17 protein-coding genes and 1 riboswitch are annotated in these 19,299 nt (G+C 32.3%); of the genes, 6 read left to right on the top strand and 11 right to left on the bottom strand.

All coding sequences use genetic code 11. The annotated features are described in order from the left end of the window. Positions 1 to 93 precede the first annotated feature (93 nt). Positions 94 to 1,743, bottom strand: coding sequence for a PQQ-binding-like beta-propeller repeat protein (locus AN960_RS08305; protein WP_056469485.1), 1,650 nt, complete (start codon positions 1,741 to 1,743; stop codon positions 94 to 96). A gap of 281 nt (positions 1,744 to 2,024) precedes the next feature. Between AN960_RS08305 and secA2 the strand changes: the two genes are divergently transcribed. Both secA2 and AN960_RS08295 read left to right on the top strand, forming a co-directional pair. Further along, entirely contained in the window at positions 2,025 to 4,409 is a 2,385-nt protein-coding gene (gene secA2, locus AN960_RS08300; RefSeq protein ID WP_056469481.1) for an accessory Sec system translocase SecA2, read from the top strand. After that, positions 4,393 to 5,301: an accessory Sec system S-layer assembly protein gene (locus tag AN960_RS08295; RefSeq protein ID WP_056469476.1), complete on the top strand. Its 909-nt coding sequence runs from the start codon at positions 4,393 to 4,395 to the stop codon at positions 5,299 to 5,301. The genes secA2 and AN960_RS08295 overlap by 17 nt, the downstream gene beginning before the upstream one ends. A 118-nt stretch (positions 5,302 to 5,419) precedes the next feature. Here the strand turns inward: AN960_RS08295 and AN960_RS08290 are convergent, their stop codons facing one another. Beyond that, positions 5,420 to 5,953, bottom strand: coding sequence for a competence protein ComK (locus tag AN960_RS08290; RefSeq protein ID WP_056469474.1), 534 nt, complete (start codon positions 5,951 to 5,953; stop codon positions 5,420 to 5,422). A gap of 304 nt (positions 5,954 to 6,257) precedes the next feature. Here AN960_RS08290 and AN960_RS08285 point away from each other — a divergent pair, with 304 nt between their 5' ends. From AN960_RS08285 to AN960_RS08280, 3 genes are all read left to right on the top strand, one after another. Then, entirely contained in the window at positions 6,258 to 6,779 is a 522-nt protein-coding gene (locus AN960_RS08285) for a sigma-70 family RNA polymerase sigma factor (protein WP_056469471.1), read from the top strand. Positions 6,780 to 7,234: 455 nt separating this feature from the next. Beyond that, positions 7,235 to 7,365: riboswitch (cyclic di-GMP riboswitch) on the top strand. A 35-nt stretch (positions 7,366 to 7,400) separates the two neighbouring features. Then, positions 7,401 to 7,538: a hypothetical protein gene (locus tag AN960_RS24405; RefSeq protein WP_156339643.1), complete on the top strand. Its 138-nt coding sequence runs from the start codon at positions 7,401 to 7,403 to the stop codon at positions 7,536 to 7,538. Between the two features lie 62 nt (positions 7,539 to 7,600). After that, a complete protein-coding gene (locus AN960_RS08280; protein WP_025671315.1) occupies positions 7,601 to 7,921 on the top strand; it encodes a helix-turn-helix domain-containing protein in 321 nt (106 codons plus the stop codon). Between the two features lie 97 nt (positions 7,922 to 8,018). On the opposite strand, the gene AN960_RS08275 is transcribed toward AN960_RS08280, so the two are convergent. From AN960_RS08275 to AN960_RS08260, 4 genes are read right to left on the bottom strand one after another with little or no spacing between them, the layout of a single operon-like run. Then, positions 8,019 to 9,197, bottom strand: coding sequence for a hypothetical protein (locus AN960_RS08275; protein ID WP_056469468.1), 1,179 nt, complete (start codon positions 9,195 to 9,197; stop codon positions 8,019 to 8,021). 26 nt (positions 9,198 to 9,223) lie between these two features. After that, complete coding sequence (gene lepB, locus AN960_RS08270) at positions 9,224 to 9,796, bottom strand: signal peptidase I (protein ID WP_056469466.1); 573 nt, start codon at positions 9,794 to 9,796, stop codon at positions 9,224 to 9,226. Beyond that, positions 9,796 to 10,362, bottom strand: a complete 567-nt coding sequence (locus AN960_RS08265; RefSeq protein ID WP_056469462.1) for a hypothetical protein — start codon at positions 10,360 to 10,362, stop codon at positions 9,796 to 9,798. The genes lepB and AN960_RS08265 overlap by 1 nt, the downstream gene beginning before the upstream one ends. Positions 10,363 to 10,416: 54 nt before the next feature. Then, positions 10,417 to 11,187, bottom strand: a complete 771-nt coding sequence (locus AN960_RS08260; protein WP_056469460.1) for a hypothetical protein — start codon at positions 11,185 to 11,187, stop codon at positions 10,417 to 10,419. 717 nt (positions 11,188 to 11,904) lie between these two features. On the opposite strand from AN960_RS08260, the gene AN960_RS08255 reads away from it, so the two are divergent. After that, the gene (locus AN960_RS08255; RefSeq protein WP_056469457.1) at positions 11,905 to 14,145 is read left to right on the top strand and encodes a right-handed parallel beta-helix repeat-containing protein; all 2,241 of its coding nucleotides are present in this window, start codon (positions 11,905 to 11,907) and stop codon (positions 14,143 to 14,145) included. Between the two features lie 66 nt (positions 14,146 to 14,211). On the opposite strand, the gene AN960_RS08250 is transcribed toward AN960_RS08255, so the two are convergent. From AN960_RS08250 to AN960_RS08230, 5 genes are all read right to left on the bottom strand, one after another. Then, the gene (locus AN960_RS08250) at positions 14,212 to 15,117 is read right to left on the bottom strand and encodes an LCP family glycopolymer transferase (protein WP_286131653.1); all 906 of its coding nucleotides are present in this window, start codon (positions 15,115 to 15,117) and stop codon (positions 14,212 to 14,214) included. A 149-nt stretch (positions 15,118 to 15,266) separates the two neighbouring features. Continuing rightward, on the bottom strand, positions 15,267 to 15,920 hold the full coding sequence (locus tag AN960_RS08245) for an HAD-IA family hydrolase (protein ID WP_056469451.1): 654 nt from the start codon (positions 15,918 to 15,920) through the stop codon (positions 15,267 to 15,269). 22 nt (positions 15,921 to 15,942) lie between these two features. After that, positions 15,943 to 17,562: an aldolase catalytic domain-containing protein gene (locus tag AN960_RS08240; RefSeq protein ID WP_056469450.1), complete on the bottom strand. Its 1,620-nt coding sequence runs from the start codon at positions 17,560 to 17,562 to the stop codon at positions 15,943 to 15,945. Between the two features lie 2 nt (positions 17,563 to 17,564). Then, positions 17,565 to 18,305, bottom strand: coding sequence for a 3-deoxy-manno-octulosonate cytidylyltransferase (locus tag AN960_RS08235; protein ID WP_056469447.1), 741 nt, complete (start codon positions 18,303 to 18,305; stop codon positions 17,565 to 17,567). A gap of 232 nt (positions 18,306 to 18,537) precedes the next feature. Continuing rightward, positions 18,538 to 19,260: a 6-hydroxymethylpterin diphosphokinase MptE-like protein gene (locus AN960_RS08230; protein WP_286131652.1), complete on the bottom strand. Its 723-nt coding sequence runs from the start codon at positions 19,258 to 19,260 to the stop codon at positions 18,538 to 18,540. Positions 19,261 to 19,299: the final 39 nt, after the last annotated feature.

Genomic DNA, 19,299 nt, shown 5'->3' with positions numbered 1-19,299 from the left:
CACAATTGAAAAGAGCGTTTTTAAAAAAATTATACAAATAAACAAAAAATCCCTAGCTCCTCAAACGGAGTTAGGGATCATTCACCACTATATTTATTGGATATTGACGCTTATATATTTACCACCTCTAGTTCCAACAATCACTTGTTGGCCAACTACAACTGGAGACGCCTCAATATTCGCACCTAGATTAATCTTATTGATAATTTTTCCGCTACCACTAATTAAGTACATGTTACCAACAGAATCACCTTGAATTAAGTAAGCTTTATTGTCTTTTGTATAAACCGCTACTGTAGAAGACCACGCATAGTTTGGTAAATCTAAATGCCATTTTTCTTTCCCAGTAACTGTATCATAACTAATTAATAAGCCACCATTCATCGTTTTATACCTTGAAATATTAAAAATAACCTGTCCTTTTAATGGTCCAGTTCCAACAATTGGTGTCCCCAGTAGTCCACCATTAACTGGATGATTACCTTTTATCGAATAACCTGGTATTTTCTTCTCCCAAATTACTTTACCAGTAACTCCATTTAACTTTTGAATGCGTGCATAGCCTTTAGTTCCTTGTTTATCAATTTCAGAACCTGTGTATAAAAACGGTGTACCATTAGAATTCTCAATGACAATTGACGCATCCGTATCGTCATATGCATTATTTGCCCAAATTGGCCTTTTCTTAATAATATCTAGCGCTTGAATACTGCCACCATTATCGGCGAAATATGCAATGTTTTTGAATACTGCTACTGAATTTTCAATACCTTGGTAAGAATTATTTTTAAGTTTATATCGATATTTTGAAATGACTGGAGAAATTTTTATCTTTTTAGCCTTTGGATCATATTTAGTATTTAGTTTTATAAAATAAACTAGTCCATTTTCCCCACCAACTAACATAGCATCATCATCTCGGTTAAATAACGCAGATCCATCAAAAGCACCCCAACCACGGAAAGAATAAGAATCTATTCCAGGAATAAATGCTAATTGAGAGCCATCAATTAGACTAAAAATCCTCATGCCTATTTTCCCGGTTTGCGGTATACCTTGTCCAACGTATAAAAGAGGATATCCACGTGGATCAAGAGCCACGCTACCCTTAATTGGATTTTGAATATTAATTGGATTTCTCGTTTTCTTACCTGTTGCCAAGTCTAAAAAGTAAACTCTCCCATCTAAAGACCCATAAACTACTTCTTTAAAATTTGACTTTGTTTTAAATTGAGAATATAAATTCATAATTTTTTGTTCTTGTGGTTTCCATTCAATTACGCTAGGTTGACCAGTCCATCCTGAGCCCCCGCCCCATCCAGCTGAAGAAGAAGTTTGAAAAGACCAGCTCTTAACTAACTTTTGCTTTGAAATAACTGTCGTTCCCATCGAACCATTATTTCGGAAAGGTCCGCCTCGAAAGCTCAGTATTCCATTAACGGTTTGATACTGCTCTGGGAAAGGCTTTGTAAAAACTTTTGTGCTATTACTGAAACTATAAGTTAGGTTTTTACTACTTGGGAGTGGATTCAGTTGAAGTGCTTCCCACTTTTTTTGTTGATTCGTCTCAACCTTTTGAATTGTTGACTGTTCACTGCTCTCTTGATTTATTGCAGCTTTTACTTCATTACTACTTATTAAATTTGTCTCATGTTTAGTGCCTCTGTGTATCAACGATGGTGAACTAAATATACTTGTTAAAAGTATTGCAGCAGAAAAGATTATACCGATCTTTGTCTTCAATTAAGCTCTCTCCCTCATATCTTAGTAGACTATTAATATGAAACTACTAAGATTATATAGAATAGGAAGTAAGCAATTTGTCACATTTTGAAATTATCTAGTTATTTTTACTTAAAGATCGCTCACTACATATTGAATGCTAATAATTCTTACTCTAGTATTAACAGTATAATTTTCATTCTTTTCAATAAATTCCCACTATTTACACCTTGAGTCCCCTAAAACTTATGTTACATTTAAAGAAGAGAATTGATAGATTACCAGCTCAGGAGGGAACATCCTTGATCCAGACTTTGCAAAAAATTATTGGCAATCGGAAATTAAAAGAGTATGAAAAAGTTGTTCAAGAGATAAATTCAAAGGAGCCGTTCTTTGAAAGTCTAACCGATGAAGCATTACGTAAATTTACTTATCAATTAAAGCAAAAATTTTCTAATAACGAAGCTGTTATTCATGAAATTACAATAGATGCTTTTGCTCTAGTGCGCGAAGCATCCAAACGCGTTTTAGGGATGCGCCCCTATGATGTCCAATTGGTCGGCGGACTTGCATTACTTGATGGAAATATTGCTGAAATGCCAACTGGGGAAGGAAAAACATTGGTTTCCTCATTACCTGCCTATACTCGTGCGCTTGAAGGAAAAGGCGTTCATATTATTACTACAAACGAATATTTAGCCGGACGAGATGCGGACCAAATTGGGCAAATTCACGAATTTTTAGGTCTTACAGTAGGTTTGAACATTCCCAACTTAACTTTTGAGGCTAAAAAATCTGCATACAATGCAGATATTACTTATGGAATCGGAACAGAGTTTGGTTTTGATTATTTACGCGATAATATGGTCACTTCTTTAGTTGAACAAGTTCAACGCCCATATCATTATGCAATTATTGATGAAGTTGACTCAATATTAATAGATGAAGCAAAAACACCACTAATTATTGCTGGAAAAAAACCAACAAATACACACTTATACTCGCTATGTGCGCGCTTTATTCGTACGTTTCTAAAAGATCGCGATTATTCTTTAGATGAAGAAACTAAAGCAATTACTTTAACTGAAGAAGGTATTTCAAGGATTGAAAAGGCATTTATGATTGATAATTTATATGACCTAGAACATACAACGCTTTTCCACTATGTTCATAATGCATTGCAAGCTGATTTAACATTTCAACGCGATGTTGATTATATTGTTCAAGAAGGCGAGATTCAACTAATTGATTTATTTACTGGCCGAATTATGGAAGGACGATCGTTAAGTAACGGTCTCCATCAAGCAATTGAGGCAAAAGAAGGATTAATAACAACTGAAGAAAACCATACCGTTGCGTCTGTAACAATACAAAATTATTTCCGTATGTACCCAATTCTTTCTGGCATGACTGGAACTGCAAAGACGGAAGAAAAAGAACTCCTACATGTTTATAACATGGAAGTTATTCGAATTCCTACAAATAAACCGGTAATCCGTATTGACCACGAGGATATTGTGTTTGAAAAAACAGAAGAAAAACTCAGAGCAGTTCTGGCTGATGTAAAATTACGACATAACAAGGGACAACCAATTCTAATTGGGACAACCTCCATTCGTCAATCTGAAATTTTAGCGGAATTATTAGAAAAAGAATCGATAAAGTTTCAGCTCCTTAATGCAAAAAATGTTGAAGAAGAAGCAAAGATGATTGCTCTAGCTGGTCGGAAGGGCATGATTACCATTTCAACCAACATGGCAGGTAGGGGGACTGATATCTTATTAGGTGAAGGGGTATCAGATTTAGGTGGTCTTCATGTAATTGGAACCGAACGTCATGAAAGTGAGCGTATTGATTTACAATTAAAAGGGCGTGCAGGGCGACAAGGAGATACTGGTTCATCTCAATTCTATCTTTCATTAGAAGATGAATTATTTGTAAAATATAATCCAGAAAAGCTAGAGAAATTATATAAGAATCTACAAGCCGATCAATTTGGTAAGGTACTAAATTCCACCATACATGACTTTGTTTCATCTACACAAAAGTTTTGCGAAGAAAAACAGTCCTCAATTCGTGATTGGCAGCTTAAATTAGATGGTGTTGCGAATGAACATCGCCGTATTATTTATCAATTAAGAAATAATTTTTTGCAAAATGAAATTGGGATAGATTGGCTTATTGGTCAAGTTGAAGAAACTGTTGACCACTTATTAATGCAATTCTATCCTAAAGATAGTTCACCTGAAGATTGGGATCTATTTGAAGGAAAAACAGCACTTGAACAACTTATACCACCACTTCGAATAGATATTGAACATTTTAATACTGAACAAGAGATTTGGCATAACGTAAAAGAAGCTTTTTCAGTATATAAAGATGTATTAAGTGGGATAGAGGAAGAGAAAAAAGTAAAACTTATTAGTATTTTAAAAAGCACGGCATTAAGTACTATAGATTTATATTGGACTGAACATTTAGAGCATTTACAACAATTGATTGAAGGGATACACTTAAGACAGTATCAACAAGAAGATCCAATTCGACTATATGAATTTGAAGGATTTACTCTGTTTAAACATACTTATAACTCAATACAACAAGAAATATCAACAAATCTTGCTTCAACATTCCAAGAATTATCTTGTCCACAGGGGGTAGTAAAACAAAATGTTATCATCGATTAAGCGTTTATTACAAAAGGGTAAAGATTCAACAGTTTCATCGAGTGATTTATTGCAACAAACATCTACTGATCAAGCAGTTCAAGTTGAAGAAAACGAAGTGGTTGAAATTTTTCCTAAAGTTTCATTCCATCCATTAATGCATATTGAAGATGAAAAGCGTTATGTATATCAATTTTTAAATAATGAGCTTTCTCCTTTAAAACCAAATCAATTGTCATTATCTGCAATCGAACTTGAAACTAATGATGACGGAAGTGCAACTGTTACAGCATTCGTTCGTAATAGTTTAGAAAAATTAGTTCGTTTAGAAGATGCTATTCTTTTATTGATTAGTGAAGAAGGAGAACTATTAGCTAAAAAAGGATTTAGATTGGAAGAGCTTGGCGAAATGCCTCCTTGCAGTAGCCGCCCATGGCGCTTTGTATTTGAACGAGAGTATTTACTAAAAGAGGATTTACCTGAAACAGGATTTGAGTTAGCATTTGATTTATCGAAAACTATCCACAGATTAGATATAGATCCATCATGGGAAGGACGACTTTCTGAAGAACAAATTACAGAATTAAGCAATCTTGTAAATTCCTTACCTAAATTACGCATAAATGAAGTGAGCTTACATGCTTTACGAGCAAGCTATAATGAAGAAGGAAACTTAGGCGTTAATATTTTAGTTCGAAATGGATCAACACAAGCTGTTAATTTAGAATTACTACCACTAGAAATGTTAAATGAGAATGGCGAAATAATTGCGAAAGGATTATTCACACTACCTCCATTAACAATCCTGGCAAATACGAGTAAACCATGGACATTTATCTTCCCTAAAGAACTAGTAGAAATAAATGCGTTCTCACAATGGACAATCAGAATACCTGATCAAGAAGTTATTTAAGGAATAATTAAAGTATAGATTCAAAAAGTTAAAAGCAGGATTTTTGATCAAATAAGATCTTAAAGCCTGCTTTTTTGTATTTCCTGCCCCTACTCTCTCCAAAGAAACTTGCCTCTATCTACCCATCAGAAGAATATCCTTCTATTAACTCCTTAATCATCATTAACTTTTCTTCATCTGATTTTAGCTTATATTCTACTTTCTGACTTAAATACATACTAATAATCTTTGTAGCTTTACTAATTTGTTTATCAAAGATGTAATAAGAAATTGGTAATGTCCTCTCTTCTCCATTCCTAAACTGTATTTTTGTTTTTCTTTTCTCTTTTATATATTTATTTATTTGGATAAAATTTAGCCATTTACAAGATATGTTATTTTGCGAAGATGTAGGAATCATAATAATTGATAATGTGGGATTAATCATAAGAGGAATCTTTTTCATAGTTGGATATTTACTTTTTACGACTTCGAGATGACCTTTAATAGATTGATTATGGTAGAGGGCGGATTCTTTTAAGATTGCTTTCATTGGCCGTTTTGAATAGATTACCCCTTTGTTTTTATCTGTTATTTTGGTTAAATACTCTGCATGATCTGCAGCTTCAATCAGCATTGTTTCATACGTTACAACATAATCTAATTTCGACATATATGCCTCCTTTGAGGATTTTATACATATCGATTATATCAAAATTATCTTTCCGTATTTTTGAAACTTCTATGACCGTCTAGCCAGTGTTTTAGTAAACTTTACTTCTTTTAAAAATAGTAATATATAAAATTTCAATTGATTATTTCTGGCAAATTTAAAGTTTTAAATTCAATACTCAACTTTCACTCTATTTTCTTATTCTTAATTGATGTTTCCAAATATGATATATTTCTTATTTTTTTATATAGTTACTTCACCGCGGAATAAACATAAGGGCATGCCTTTTAGGAAGGCAGTAAGCATGAAAAGTAGTGAAGAACATATAAATTATGAAGTTTTTTCAGGAAAATTGAGGCCAAGTACATTCGAGGAATGCTTAAACCAGTATTCCCGAATGATAAAAGCAACTATGAAGAAGCTACATATATACAAAAACTTAGATGAATATTATCAAATTGGTCAAATAGCATTATGGAAGGCTTATCAACACTATCAAAGTGATAAAGGGAGCTTTTCAAATTATGCATTTGTTACAGTAAGGGGCTATTTACTAAATGAGCTAACAAAGGCAATTAAATATGATGAGCGAAATGTAGTCGTAGAACAAAACCACGGGGATGTAATATATTGCGACGAGACATTTTCACTAGATCATTTTATAAGTTTTCTAGATGGTATTTCTCCCCTACAAAAGCAAATTCTAATTAGGCGTTTCTATTACGATCATGAGTTTCCACAAATCGCATATAACCTAAATATGAATGAATCAAGTGTTCGATCTAGTTATCGTTATGCATTAAAAAGACTAAGAGAACCAAAATAAAACTAAAAGAATAAAGTAATCTAATTAATGATTACTTTATTTTTTTACTTAACTAATGTAGTTTCATTATCTTCCAATTATCCCATTACTTTTTTCCTACTTATGTTTCCAGATAGACTATGTCACTGTGACTAGAAATTCAATTCTTATTATCATTTTTTTCTGATTTGACCTAAGGTAAGAAAATTATCCTAAAATTACTAAATTTTCCCAACCAATTATTAGTGTTTCGACATTTTTTAATCTAATGTCGAAATCTATTTTCTCAAAATTTTTCCAATTGTTGCAAATATAAAAAAACACCTTGATTTATCTAATGCGTTTAATATAATTGAAATATTAGTAATATTATTGTTTTTTTTGAAACTACAAATTCCTACAAACTACGTATTGGATTCATTATATAATTGTTTTATAAACTTTTTAAAAATTGTAATTAATAAACTAGAACTCCCACTAGAAAAAGGCAAACCAATTGAGAGATTGGGACGCAAAGCCACTGATCTTAGTTGTGAACATAGGAAAAAAGCACTAATTCACTGTATTTTTTAACTATTAAACGAACTAAGATAGCAGGGTTACCTAGGTATTTTATACCTTAATTTTAGGAGGCCATTATCCATGTACAGTGAATTGGAAAAACATTCTGCCGAATTAAACTGGATCGACTTACTACTAGAATGCATTGAAGTAGGCATAAGTCCTGATGAAGTGCGATCATTTCTTTACAATTGCGTTAAAGATTCGTGTCAAAACTAGGAGAACTACTCACTACTATGATATACTTTTTGTAATAGTCAAAAAGATATGGAGTAGCTTATATGATTGGAGAACGAATTAAAAAACTACGTTTACAACATGGAATGTCACTTACAGAGCTTGCAGAACGTGCTGGTATCGCAAAATCCTACATAAGTTCGATTGAACGAAATCTACAAAGCAATCCTTCAATTCAAGTACTTGAAAAAATTGCTGGCGTCTTCAATACAACGGCAGAAAGCCTCCTGAAAGATGATATTGATCCAACAAAAATTATTGATTCTGAATGGATGGATATCCTTCAAGAAGCAATTAATTCAGGTATACCAAAAGATGAATTATTAAAATTTATTGAGTTTAACAAGTATAAGCAAGGCAAATAAACCTTCAAATTAAAATGTTTCCATTTTAATTTGAAGATTTTTTTCTAACAAAAATAAGAAGGGCACTCTTCAAACGAAAGAGTGCCCTTCTTATCATTTATTTACGTAAATCATACTTTAAAGAAATGTTATCGATATATCCAGCATCCTTGCCTGCGCTTCCAGATTTATCTTTAGCATATGTAAGCTTTAACACATGATTACCTGGTTTGATTCCAAGATTTACATTAGACCAGTGGTTATCTGTTCCTGACGCATTGACAAGAACATTGCCATCTAATGAAATCGTTAAGATATCCTTATCTAGTTGTGATAGAACTAAATAATCAAAAGATAAGAATGCGTTGTATCCGTTATTTGGTACATTAATTGTCACTTCAGCAGTAGAAGAACTATTATTAGAAATGTTATTGCTAATTAAATAATAGTCAGTTTTCCCATCTACTTTTGAATTAATTCTTTGCCAATCACCAGCAATTGAAAATGGTGAACTAGCACTTTCAAAGTCTGCTAGATAACTCTTTTGCGGCTCATATAATCCACTAGCTAAAGAATCTAAATCATTAAGTGTATCATTTTTAATAGTTGTAGCTTTAGTAGCTAACGCTTTTGATTTCTTAAATTCTAAGTCATTTGTTGCAGTATTGATAACATCTGTTATTCTAGCAATTTCACCTGATAAATAATCTTTTAGTTTTGCATCACTAGTGTTTTTTTGTACTTTAATTAAATCTGCTAAACTTGCTTTAGCTTTATCTAATTCATCCTCTAAAGCATCAAGCGCTTTTGCTTGCTCAGCAGAAATTGATAGTTTGCCATTTGCAACTTGTGAACTGAAATCTGGTTTTAATCCCTTTACTTCAGCTTCAACACCACTAGTCGTTTGCCCATTTAGTTGGTTTACTAATTGGGTAAATTCGTTTGGCGTATTTTGTTTAATGCCAGTTAAAGCATTGTTAATCGCTTCAACGTGTTCACTTGACTGACCATTAATTGTATTAGCTCCAGCTTGAGATAATTCACCTTGTTTATTATTTACCCCATCTTCTGAGTTAGATAACAAAGAATTTAATCGATCCTTCATCGCACCAATTGCATCTGAAGTTTTTGTACCCAGTGTACTACTTACAGTAGATTGCGCATCATTTAAAAGTCGAGAGGCAAAATTTGTAAATAACGCTCCAGCATTTGTAGATGCGAATGCAGTACCTGTTGTTAAAATTCCTGCAGCCAATACGCCGACTGCAACTTTCTTTTTAATTGATTTCTTCTCCATTTTCCTTCGTGCCTCCATTAGACAGATTACACTTTTAGTGGTTTTGCAATTTTATGAATTGGTAAAATTGAAATAAGTACGTAACCCTTAATATCTTTAATAGGTATAAACCCAAAATCTTTACTTCTACTATCGTAGCTAATTCCCGGCTCTCGATTATCGCCCATAACAAATAATTCATTTTTAGGTACCGTTATTTTTTCCATATCTTCCGAAGTCCCATTTGTAGAGATTTCAGGGACTGGTTCGTTATTTACATAAATAATTCCCTTTTTAATAAAAACTGTGTCCCCAGGAACGCCAATTATTCGTTTTACAACATCAAATCCTTCAGATTCTAATCTCATAATCGCGACATCACCCAACTCTGGATCATGTGTAAAACGAGCTAATTTATTCACAAAGACTAAATCCCCATCATTTAAAGTAGGGTACATTGAAAATCCGCTCACCTTTGTTAGCCCAACTGTATTTAGCAAGATTACTAAAAGAACACTTAAAATCAGGAAGAATTTTAGCCATTCAGTTAATGATTGACTAAAAGTTTTTGTACTCTTTTCTTCTAATGTATTTTGTTCTTCAATTTTAGTAGCACCCATTACTGTTGACCTACCTCGCTTGACTGTTCTTGGCTGTTTCTATTTTGTGAATCATCTTTTTTTGAGTTAGATGTTTCATTTTCATTATTTGAGTTCACCATAGGAACCTGCTGATCCATTTCTTCTTCAGCTCGTTTCTGAGCGTTTTGTATAATTTTATCAATTTTTGCTTTTGCTTCTTGTACATCTTTTTCGTTCTTACTATCTATTTGCTTGATTAGTTGATCTCCATACTTTTGTAGCTCTTCTTGCGATTCTAAGCTTTTTTGCGTTGCATATTTTTGAATTTCTTCGGCAGATTCATTAGACTTTTCTTGCACCTCTTTAACTAAGCGTGCTTTTTGCTTAATTGTTTCTGCTTCTGTCATACCAATAATATAATCACTTGCTTCCTGAGTTTGTTTTTTTGTCCACGCAGTCATTGCTGCTGGTAAATTCGTATCGGCAAATGAAAATGTTGTTGCGATAAGTAATCCACCACTTAACGTAACAGATCCAATTAAAAGCTTATTTATTTTTTTGGAGATCCATGTTTGTTTTTCTGTTTTTTCTGTATTATTCTGCATAATTTACCTCCCAATGACTACAATGAAAAAACAAACCTTTAGAGAATTTACTTCTTACTTATTAATTGCATCTACTAAATCTTGTAGCTGTTTAGTTGCATCGCTAACAGTTTGTTTTTGCGTATCTTCTAAAGTTTTGATAGAATCAGCTTTTTGTGTATCAATCTCATTTTTTAGTGAAGCCTCAATGCGAGCAATTTCAGATGATAAGTGATCTAAAACAGCTTTTTCTGAATCAGACGCTTGTCCATTAATTAAAGTAGAGATTTCAGTTTTGGCATCATTAATTTTTTGCGTTAAAGTGTTCACAGCTGTTGTGCGAGAAGAATTTAAATTAGTTTGAAGTTTTGTATCCGCACTTTTAGCAACTGCTGAAAGCTGAGTGTTAAAGCTACTATTTAGCGTATCTGATAATGCATTTAAATCAGAAGTTGTTTTGCCGTTTGTTGTTGAAACATAGTTAGCAAAATCGGTAGGAATACTCATATTTAAAGCTGCCATAGCTTCAGAAATTGCCGCAATATGCTCATTTAAAGCCGCACTAATTTGTTGATTTGCCAACTTTGTTTGAGCGTCTCCAACTGATTCGATTGTGTTTGCAGCATCAACTTTGTAATTATTTACGTTAGTTTTCATATCTGCAACAGAAGAATCATATTTTGGTTGGTATGATGAAGAAAGCTCAGTTTTTGCATCAGAAGTTTTCGAATTAGCCCAGTTTGTTAATAACTCCCCTGCATTAGTACTTGCGAATGCAATCCCTCCAGAAATAACTAAACCAGCAGATACAATACCTATTACAACTTTACTCTTAACCTTTTTCATTTCTTTCTCTCTCCCTAAATTGTATATATTTTGTATTCTGTTCTCCAGTGAGAACGTATACAATTTAACTATACAAAAGACTAAATAATCTAACAATTACCCTAAATTTTTAAAAACAGCTCTATCTACAAACTTCGACATAATTATTTGTCTATTTTAAGAATTAATTGACTAATTTTAAGTTTTTATGTTGTTTTATGTAGCCAAAACAAATCTATTTGTCTATAAGACTATAAACTAGTACTTCATACCTAATTCAAATAGTTATTTACACCCGCTTTTTAGTACTACTTATTATAGAAAATATCGAAATTATCACTAATTTGACGAGAAATTAAGTATAAAATTTATTAATGAATCTGAAGACATAGGAAAATTTTCTTATCTCTGAGAGACAAAAATTCCCTGCTCCTTTCTACTTTTAAGCCTCGATTTTAGTCATTATTATTGGATTTCAATAAAAAAACACAGGATGATTGTTAATTTCCCTGTGTTTTTTTATTGATTTAGTCACATTTATTTTAAAAAATAACCTAACTAGTTATAAGAAGGTCATTGAGATTGAATAATAGTCTATTAATCCGTTAATCCTATTAATATAGTTTCAAATTAGCTATAACCCCTCAATTAAATAATTTCCACTAATCTACTATCACCATAATAGATTAGGACCATACTATATTACATAAATCAAAAGTAATTGGAGATGTTAAATTCTTGAAAAGTACATTATTTCTGTTTATTAGTGCAATTTTATTGCTTGCTATAGTAATAGGAAATGTTGTTGCAATTAAAAATCCACAGAAATCGACTTCAGGAACCGCTAAAACACAACAAGCAAAAGTTGTTAGTCTTAAGTCTCTATCATTTAATTCATCAAACTATACATTTACAAAAGTTAATCAAACTCAACAAGTTAAAGTAACAGCAACTTATTCAAATCAAACAAACAAAGACGTTACAAACTCAGTTAAATATACAGTTTCAAACAAATTAGTAGCATCAATTAGTAGTTCGGGTTTAATAAAGTCTAAAAGTAATGGTACTACGACTTTAACGGCAAGTCTGAATGGCGTAGTTGCGACTACTACAATTACAGTTAATACTACAGTCCCTCCTATCAAGACGTTAGTATCATTAACTATCGTTCCAAGTAGTCTTGATCTAACGACAAACCAATCTAAAACACTCGTCGTCCAAGCAATCTATTCAGATCAATCAGTCATAAATGTTACCTCTCAAAGTGTATTTTCTTCTTCTAACCAAAACGTAGCAACCGTCAACACTTCGGGTGTTGTAACGACTACTAATCAAGGGTCAGCTACAATCAGCGCTAGTTTTGGTGGCTTAACTCAGTCAATTCTAGTAAACGTCTCAGCTCCGAACGGACAAGTTAATGTTAAAAATTTTGGTGCAGTTGGTAACGGTACAACAGATGACACTGCCGCTTTTCAATCAGCGATTGATTATCTTGGCGCAAGAGGTGGAGGTACTGTATTCGTTCCCGCAGGCACTTATAGTTTGAATCCAATCTTTTTAAAACCATTTGTTAACATAGAAGGTGAGAGCCGTGATACTGTTACTCTAAAACTGTCCGATACAAGTGGGTCTGGTTATTATCGTGTCATTACAATGGCAAATGATACAAAAATACAAAATATTACGTGTGATGGAAATGCATCAAAACATCCGGATGGCATTGAGCACATGCATTGTATTTTTGCATATGATGCGGATCGAATCGTAATAGATAACAATCGATTAATAAATGCTGTCGGTGATGGAGTCTCTATTTCAGGCTCAACACTTGCTAGTGACGATGTAACAATTTCTAATAATATTCTAGAAAATAATGGTCGTTCAAATATAGTCGTTGAACAAGCAAATCATTTAAAAATCTTCAATAATATTAGTACAAGCACAATCGGACGTCCTGTGTTACACTTTGAACCGTGGGAAGAAATGAATTTTGATGATGCAAAAATATACAATAATACTTTTACCTCTAATGCATCCGATGGAGCATACTGTATTCAGCTTGAGGGTGGAAAGAATGATAATAACTATTTCAATCATGTTGAATTCAACAATAACACAGTAACATGTACTACTGGTGGATTTTTAGTAATGGAAACAAATGGTGCAAAAATTCATGATAATACTATTAATGTAGAACAGTTTTTTATTTGGATAAAAAACAAGGATCTAGAAATTTACAATAATACAATTCATACAGAGGAAGGTTTTAGGGTAGAAGGTACTTGGGGAATCAATTCTGTAAATACTCAAGTTTACGATAACATCGTTTCTACAAACCAAAACGCAGTTACAGTCGTGGCAGGCTCAGAGGGTACAAAATTTATGAGAAATGACTTTACTGGAAATGGTACTGGTACAGCTGTTTATACTTTTGCATCCGTGACAGATATAAAAAATACTTCCTTCATTGATAATACGTTTACGAATTTTGATACCGGAATTGTCACAGATTATAATGTTTATGATGTTCTAAAAATAGATGGACTCACAATTCAAGGGAATACGTTTAAAAAGATTAACTCTTTCGGGGTAAATATCAAGGGAACTACAAAAAATGTAACAGTAGATCAAAATACTTTTACTGGGGTTTCAGGGGTTTCAATAATTGTTCAAGATGGACCTATGACAAACATAAATATTACAAATAACTCGATTTCCTCTGGTAAAAATGGTATTTACCAAACAGCGAGTGGAAAAAAAGGTTCTTTATCAGGATTAATTATTTCAGGGAACCTCATTTCTTACACTACAGATAAAGGTGATGCATGGCACACTGGCGCTGCAATTGAATTAGACCAAAACACTACTCCGCCAACAAATGTTTCCATTACAACTAATACCTTAACTGGTAATGCCGTCAATAAGATTACTGTTCCAAAAGTATTGCTTCCTTTCGTTCAAAATAATATCTTCAACTAATATATAAATTGGACAAGCTAAAAAAAAGCGAGATCAAATGATCTCGCTTTTTTTCTAATCATACTTTTACTTTAATTCTAGTTGTGTACGTAATTCATTTGAGAGTGCTAGGCGGTTCTTTTCAGGGACCTGATAATAGTAAATCCCTTTAATCATTTCTCCGCTTCCCTGCAACTGTTCTTGTTCAACATTCCCACCTGCTTGGCGGTAGTCTTTTTGAATTTTATACATTTCCTGTAATGTAAAGTTTGTTACTAAATTATTTTGAATCGATTTTAAAATATCATTATAAGCAATTAAATTTTCAATTCTTGCCCCTTGATGGATAACGGCTTCAATAATTTGTCTTTGTCTTTCTTCCCTACCAAAGTCACCTCTAGGGTCATCGTGGCGCATACGTGTAAAACTAAGCGCATCTTCCCCATCCAGTGAAATTGATCCCTTTTTGAAATGCACTCCATCATTCCAAAAGTCCAATCCGTTATCAACCTTTACACCGCCAATTGCATCTACAACATCCTTAAAACCTTCCATATTCACTTCCATATAATAGTCTATTGGAATATTTAAGAATTTTTCTACTGTATTAATTGACATTTGTACTCCACCAAAGGCATAGGCATGATTAATTTTATCTACTTTATTTTTTCCATCAATTAATGTACGGGTATCTCGAGGAATACTAATAATTTTCGTTGTATTAGTATTTGGGTTAACGGTTAGTACCATCAATGAGTCAGATCGCCCTCGATCACCTTCACGTTTATCAACACCCAGTAACAAAATAGAAAATGGATCTTTTTTAACGACACTTACTGGCTCAGATCTTTTAGTAGTTTTTTTAATCGGTTGATAAATTACTTTACCCGTACTTTCTACTTGATGATATATGAACAAACCAGTTAACCCGGCTACTACTACTAAACCCATTAATGTTAAACCAAATCTTAAAAGGATCTTTTTCCACGTCACGATTACTTGCTCCTTTTTCACTATAAATCCTTAAATAAGAACGGCTCTATTACTAACGGATTATTCTTTATTAAGAACAAAACTTAATTATTACAGCTTATTAGAAAATGGACCTTCATCAAAGGAATTTAAATAGATTAGAAAATAACCTATAAATCTAAAAACTTTATTATATCTTTGACATTTTCCGCTATAAAAACATTTTTACTTTCTATAACTTCTTCCTTACTTTTAAAACCGTATCCATACGTTACAGCAATAAAGTCAACGCCGGCGTGTTCAGCTCCAATTGCATCATGTATGCTATCACCTATTAAAACAACTTCTGATAAATCATTCTGTTGCAAATCTTTTAGACACATTTGAATGATGTCCGCTTTACTCAGCGTATCCATCTCATCAATCCCATTCACCGAATCAAAGTATGACTTTAACTTAAAATTTAATAGGATTTCCTTTGCCAAATCGTCCCTTTTAAGAGTAGCTACTGCAATTTTATACTCTTTCTCCTTTAATGTAATTAGTAGTTCATGAATAAATTCATAATGTTTTGCTTCAAATTGACCTTTTTCCCTATATCTTTCCCTATAGATTTCTACAGCTTCTCTCGCTTCGCTTTCATTATAACCACATTCTCGCATAAAGGAGTAAAAAGGTGATGGGCCAATAAAGTTCTTTTGTTGAGCTAAAGTTAAGTTTGGTCCCCCCATCTTATTTGCTGTATAACTAGCGCCTACCATAATTCCTTCTGAGGTGTCTAGTAATGTTCCATCTAAGTCAAATATAACAGTAGAATATTTCATTTTACCTCCAGTTATTTAAAGATTAAGCCTTACTAATTAGGTTGAGATCACAATACATTGTGGTCGTTACAAAGTTTATTTTCATTGCTTGCTCAAGTGACTCCAATTGCTCTCTCATATCCTCATTCTTCTTTACAAGCTCTTCCATCTCTATATTGTTAATCAAATCAGTAGAGAAGTAATTTGTCATTTTATCTAGCGTAAAACCGTCAAAGCCAGCAAGATAGACTGTATCTACCGACAAACGATTTAATAAATTTAATAACATTAAACCAGCATTATCAGAGATTGTTACCTTGTCTACGAGTAAGTCAGAGTAATTGACTACAAGTGAATCAGATTCTAGTGTATTAGGAATATTTGATGTAGTTATAATTGAGATAGAATTTTTTATCTCTTTGATTGAATCGAACATACTATTGAATCTTTTGATATTACTCATAAATATCGCATCAATTTGATATTGTTCTGGTATAAAATTCACACTAAAGACATAAGGATTTTGATCTTTAATAAAGTTGGAAATCTTATCTCCTTCTGTTTCAATTGATTTACCTGGAGCGATTATTAGTATCTTTTTATTGGATATTCTTTCTGTTAAGGCTTCTAGATCTTCTGAATCGTCAACCAAATGAATTTGATGATTAATATATAAGTCTTCTATATATAATTCATCGTAAATATCCCTTTTCTTAATTGGGAGTTGTTTTAAAATTGTATTAATAGATTTTACTGAAATGGTTTGTTTATTTATTAAGAATGAAGCATAGTTCGGATGGCAATTGTTTATAGCTGCGATATAGTAAGGGACCGAGTATCCCCAATTAGATTCATTTGAAAACTTACTTAAATACTCATCTACAATTTCCAGTAAAGGAACAACATTGTACTTTTTCTCTATATTTTCATTAATATATTGAGTTACAAGCTCAGTACATAGATTGCCCGCTCCTCTCCCCATCCCAAATACTGAGGAATCAATAATGATATTTCGCTTTGTATGAAGTGATAGGAGTTCCTGAGCATTTGAAAATGATAATTGGAGATTATTATGTGAATGAAATCCAATACTAATTGATTCATCTAAATTATGATCAATTAGGTGATACATTCTTAACAAATTATTTTTATACATAATACCAAGTGTATCGACTAAATAAAATGCAAATGGCTTTAACTTATTTACTTTTTTAATCAACTCAAGAAGCTTTTCATCAGAATAGCTTGTAGTACCAACTGGTTGTATAAAAACTTTGTATCCCTTATCCATTAACATTTGACCATAAGCTAAGGCTTCTTCAATTTCTTTTTCGTTCTCATGAAATGTTATTCGAAAACCGTCTATGGATGTACCATCATTGTCTTTAATTTTATCGATTGAAATATAAGGTTGATCGATCATTCCTACATAGGTAATGTTTTTATTCTTTGGGCTTATAAATTCTTTAATCCTTTCAACATTATTAAAAATTGACTTATGATTATCAAAATCAACATCTCTAACAAAACCACATTCTATAATATCAATATTTGATTTTGTTAATTTTTCAATTATTTTCTTAATGCTCTTTTGCCCAAAGTTCCAATTATTAATATAGCCACCGTCGCGTAATGTGCAGTCGAGTAACCTAATATTATTCATATTTACACCACGCATTCCAATCGATCTTTAATGATCAATCTCACTTTATCTAGATCCTTAGGGGTATCAACGGATAACGTAGTAACTTCAGCTTCGATAAATTTGATTTTTTGTCCGTTTTCTAAAAATCTAAATTCATCGATATCTTCCGCCTCTTCAATAGGTCCCCTTTTAGCGTTATAGCAAAACTCTAAAGCACTTTTAGTAAAACATTGAACGCCGACAAATTTTTTAAAATTAAACTCATAAGTACCTTTTGGATATGGAATTGGACTTCTAGCCATATACAGTCCATTTCCGTATATATCTGTTGTAACCTTTATTTTCGAAAAGTCGACAGCCTCTAACGGATTTTTTAAAACCGTCATAAGATTCGCTACATAAATTGAACTTGAATCAACATCTTTCGGTAATATTTTAGATATTGCTTCAGACTCGATTAATGGTTCGTCTCCATTTACATTTACATAAAAGTCAGCATCTACCTTAGTAGAGACCTCATAAAGTCTATCTAAGTGTGTTTTATGACTCTCAGATGTCATTACTGTTTTAATACCATATTCCTCGCAAACAGATTGAATCCTTAGATCATCTGTCGCTACATAAACTTCACTAAGTTCCTCTACCATCTTTACTTGTTGATGAACCCACCATATCATTGGTTTCCCACATATATCAGCCAAAGGTTTACCTTTAAATCTTGATGAATTAAATCTAGCCGGAATAACTCCAATCATTTTCATAGAATTCTCCTCCTAATTTCCTGAATATACGTTTCTTATAACGAACAAAATCATATAAAAAGTTTGTTAATGATTCACTAAAGTTAATAATAAAACTAGTTTGTTCACAATAAAGAACAATAGATAAAGTTAAATTATCACTTAATTATATTAGTGTCAATTGCTAAAGATAAAATATTCCGAATTTAACTCTATACTTAAAATCCAAATTTTAGTGATCCAAATTTTGTATCTAAATAGTCTTTTTACTTAATAATTGTTGGTTATCATTCTTATTTAGAATATCTTCTAGGTTTACCCTTTCAAACACCTCGAGCATTCCTCCTCTTGTAGCATTGTAGATTTTGATTTGATTACGATCTGCAAATTTCTTTGCTTCTTTATAAGCATTAATCATTCTAATAACTGCCTCTGATGAAGTTTCTCTATATCCATAGTCCTTAAAATGTTGTGGACTATTAAGAGAATAGTTGCAATCTACACCTATCAAATAGATTTCACTAAACCCCATATAGACTGCTAATTGGATCATTGAATATGTAATAGAATATCCATCATATATTACCTTAAAAGCGTCATCACTAAATTTAGTTTTATATTTTTTATGAGGAATCATATGATCTAACAAATTTAATGGAAAAACATAATATCCTTCAGACACTTGCTTTTGTTTCGCAATTGTGTGGCTAATAAATTTATATTGTAATCCTGAATTTTCTATGGAAGGTTGCAGTAGATTAAATACTCCTACATCTTGAATACCATAATATGTTGGTCTCCAGTCTGTCTCATCAAAAGCTAAACAAATTGAATTCATACTAATCGTTACTTCTTCTTTTAAAAGCTGTAAATCTGCAGCAGTTAAACTAGGGCCTGTAGCTACGATAAAGCATCTTTGACCTTTGTGTTTACTTTGAAGTATTTTTAGTTGTTCATATTGACTAGTTTTATTCACTTTGATTACTCTAAAGAGTTTGTTTAGATTAAATACACT

Source organism: Bacillus sp. FJAT-25509, from assembly GCF_001420605.1.
Lineage (GTDB): Bacteria > Bacillota > Bacilli > Bacillales > Bacillaceae_G > Gottfriedia.
The sequence above is the reverse complement of the archived record's forward strand: the minus strand, read 5'-3'. Positions and strand labels throughout refer to the sequence as shown.

Bases quoted from the DNA above. Each gene is read 5' to 3' on its own strand.
- AN960_RS08285 (WP_056469471.1), top strand. From the start codon at position 6,258: ATGAAAAGTAGTGAAGAACATATAAATTATGAAGTTTTTTCAGGAAAA.
- AN960_RS08275 (WP_056469468.1), bottom strand. From the start codon at position 9,197: ATGGAGAAGAAATCAATTAAAAAGAAAGTTGCAGTCGGCGTATTGGCT.
- AN960_RS08240 (WP_056469450.1), bottom strand. From the start codon at position 17,562: ATGAATAATATTAGGTTACTCGACTGCACATTACGCGACGGTGGCTAT.
- AN960_RS08260 (WP_056469460.1), bottom strand. From the start codon at position 11,187: ATGAAAAAGGTTAAGAGTAAAGTTGTAATAGGTATTGTATCTGCTGGT.
- lepB (WP_056469466.1), bottom strand. From the start codon at position 9,796: ATGGGTGCTACTAAAATTGAAGAACAAAATACATTAGAAGAAAAGAGT.
- AN960_RS24405 (WP_156339643.1), top strand. From the start codon at position 7,401: ATGTACAGTGAATTGGAAAAACATTCTGCCGAATTAAACTGGATCGAC.
- AN960_RS08265 (WP_056469462.1), bottom strand. From the start codon at position 10,362: ATGCAGAATAATACAGAAAAAACAGAAAAACAAACATGGATCTCCAAA.
- AN960_RS08280 (WP_025671315.1), top strand. From the start codon at position 7,601: ATGATTGGAGAACGAATTAAAAAACTACGTTTACAACATGGAATGTCA.
- AN960_RS08290 (WP_056469474.1), bottom strand. From the start codon at position 5,953: ATGTCGAAATTAGATTATGTTGTAACGTATGAAACAATGCTGATTGAA.
- AN960_RS08235 (WP_056469447.1), bottom strand. From the start codon at position 18,305: ATGAAAATGATTGGAGTTATTCCGGCTAGATTTAATTCATCAAGATTT.
- AN960_RS08245 (WP_056469451.1), bottom strand. From the start codon at position 15,920: ATGAAATATTCTACTGTTATATTTGACTTAGATGGAACATTACTAGAC.
- AN960_RS08295 (WP_056469476.1), top strand. From the start codon at position 4,393: ATGTTATCATCGATTAAGCGTTTATTACAAAAGGGTAAAGATTCAACA.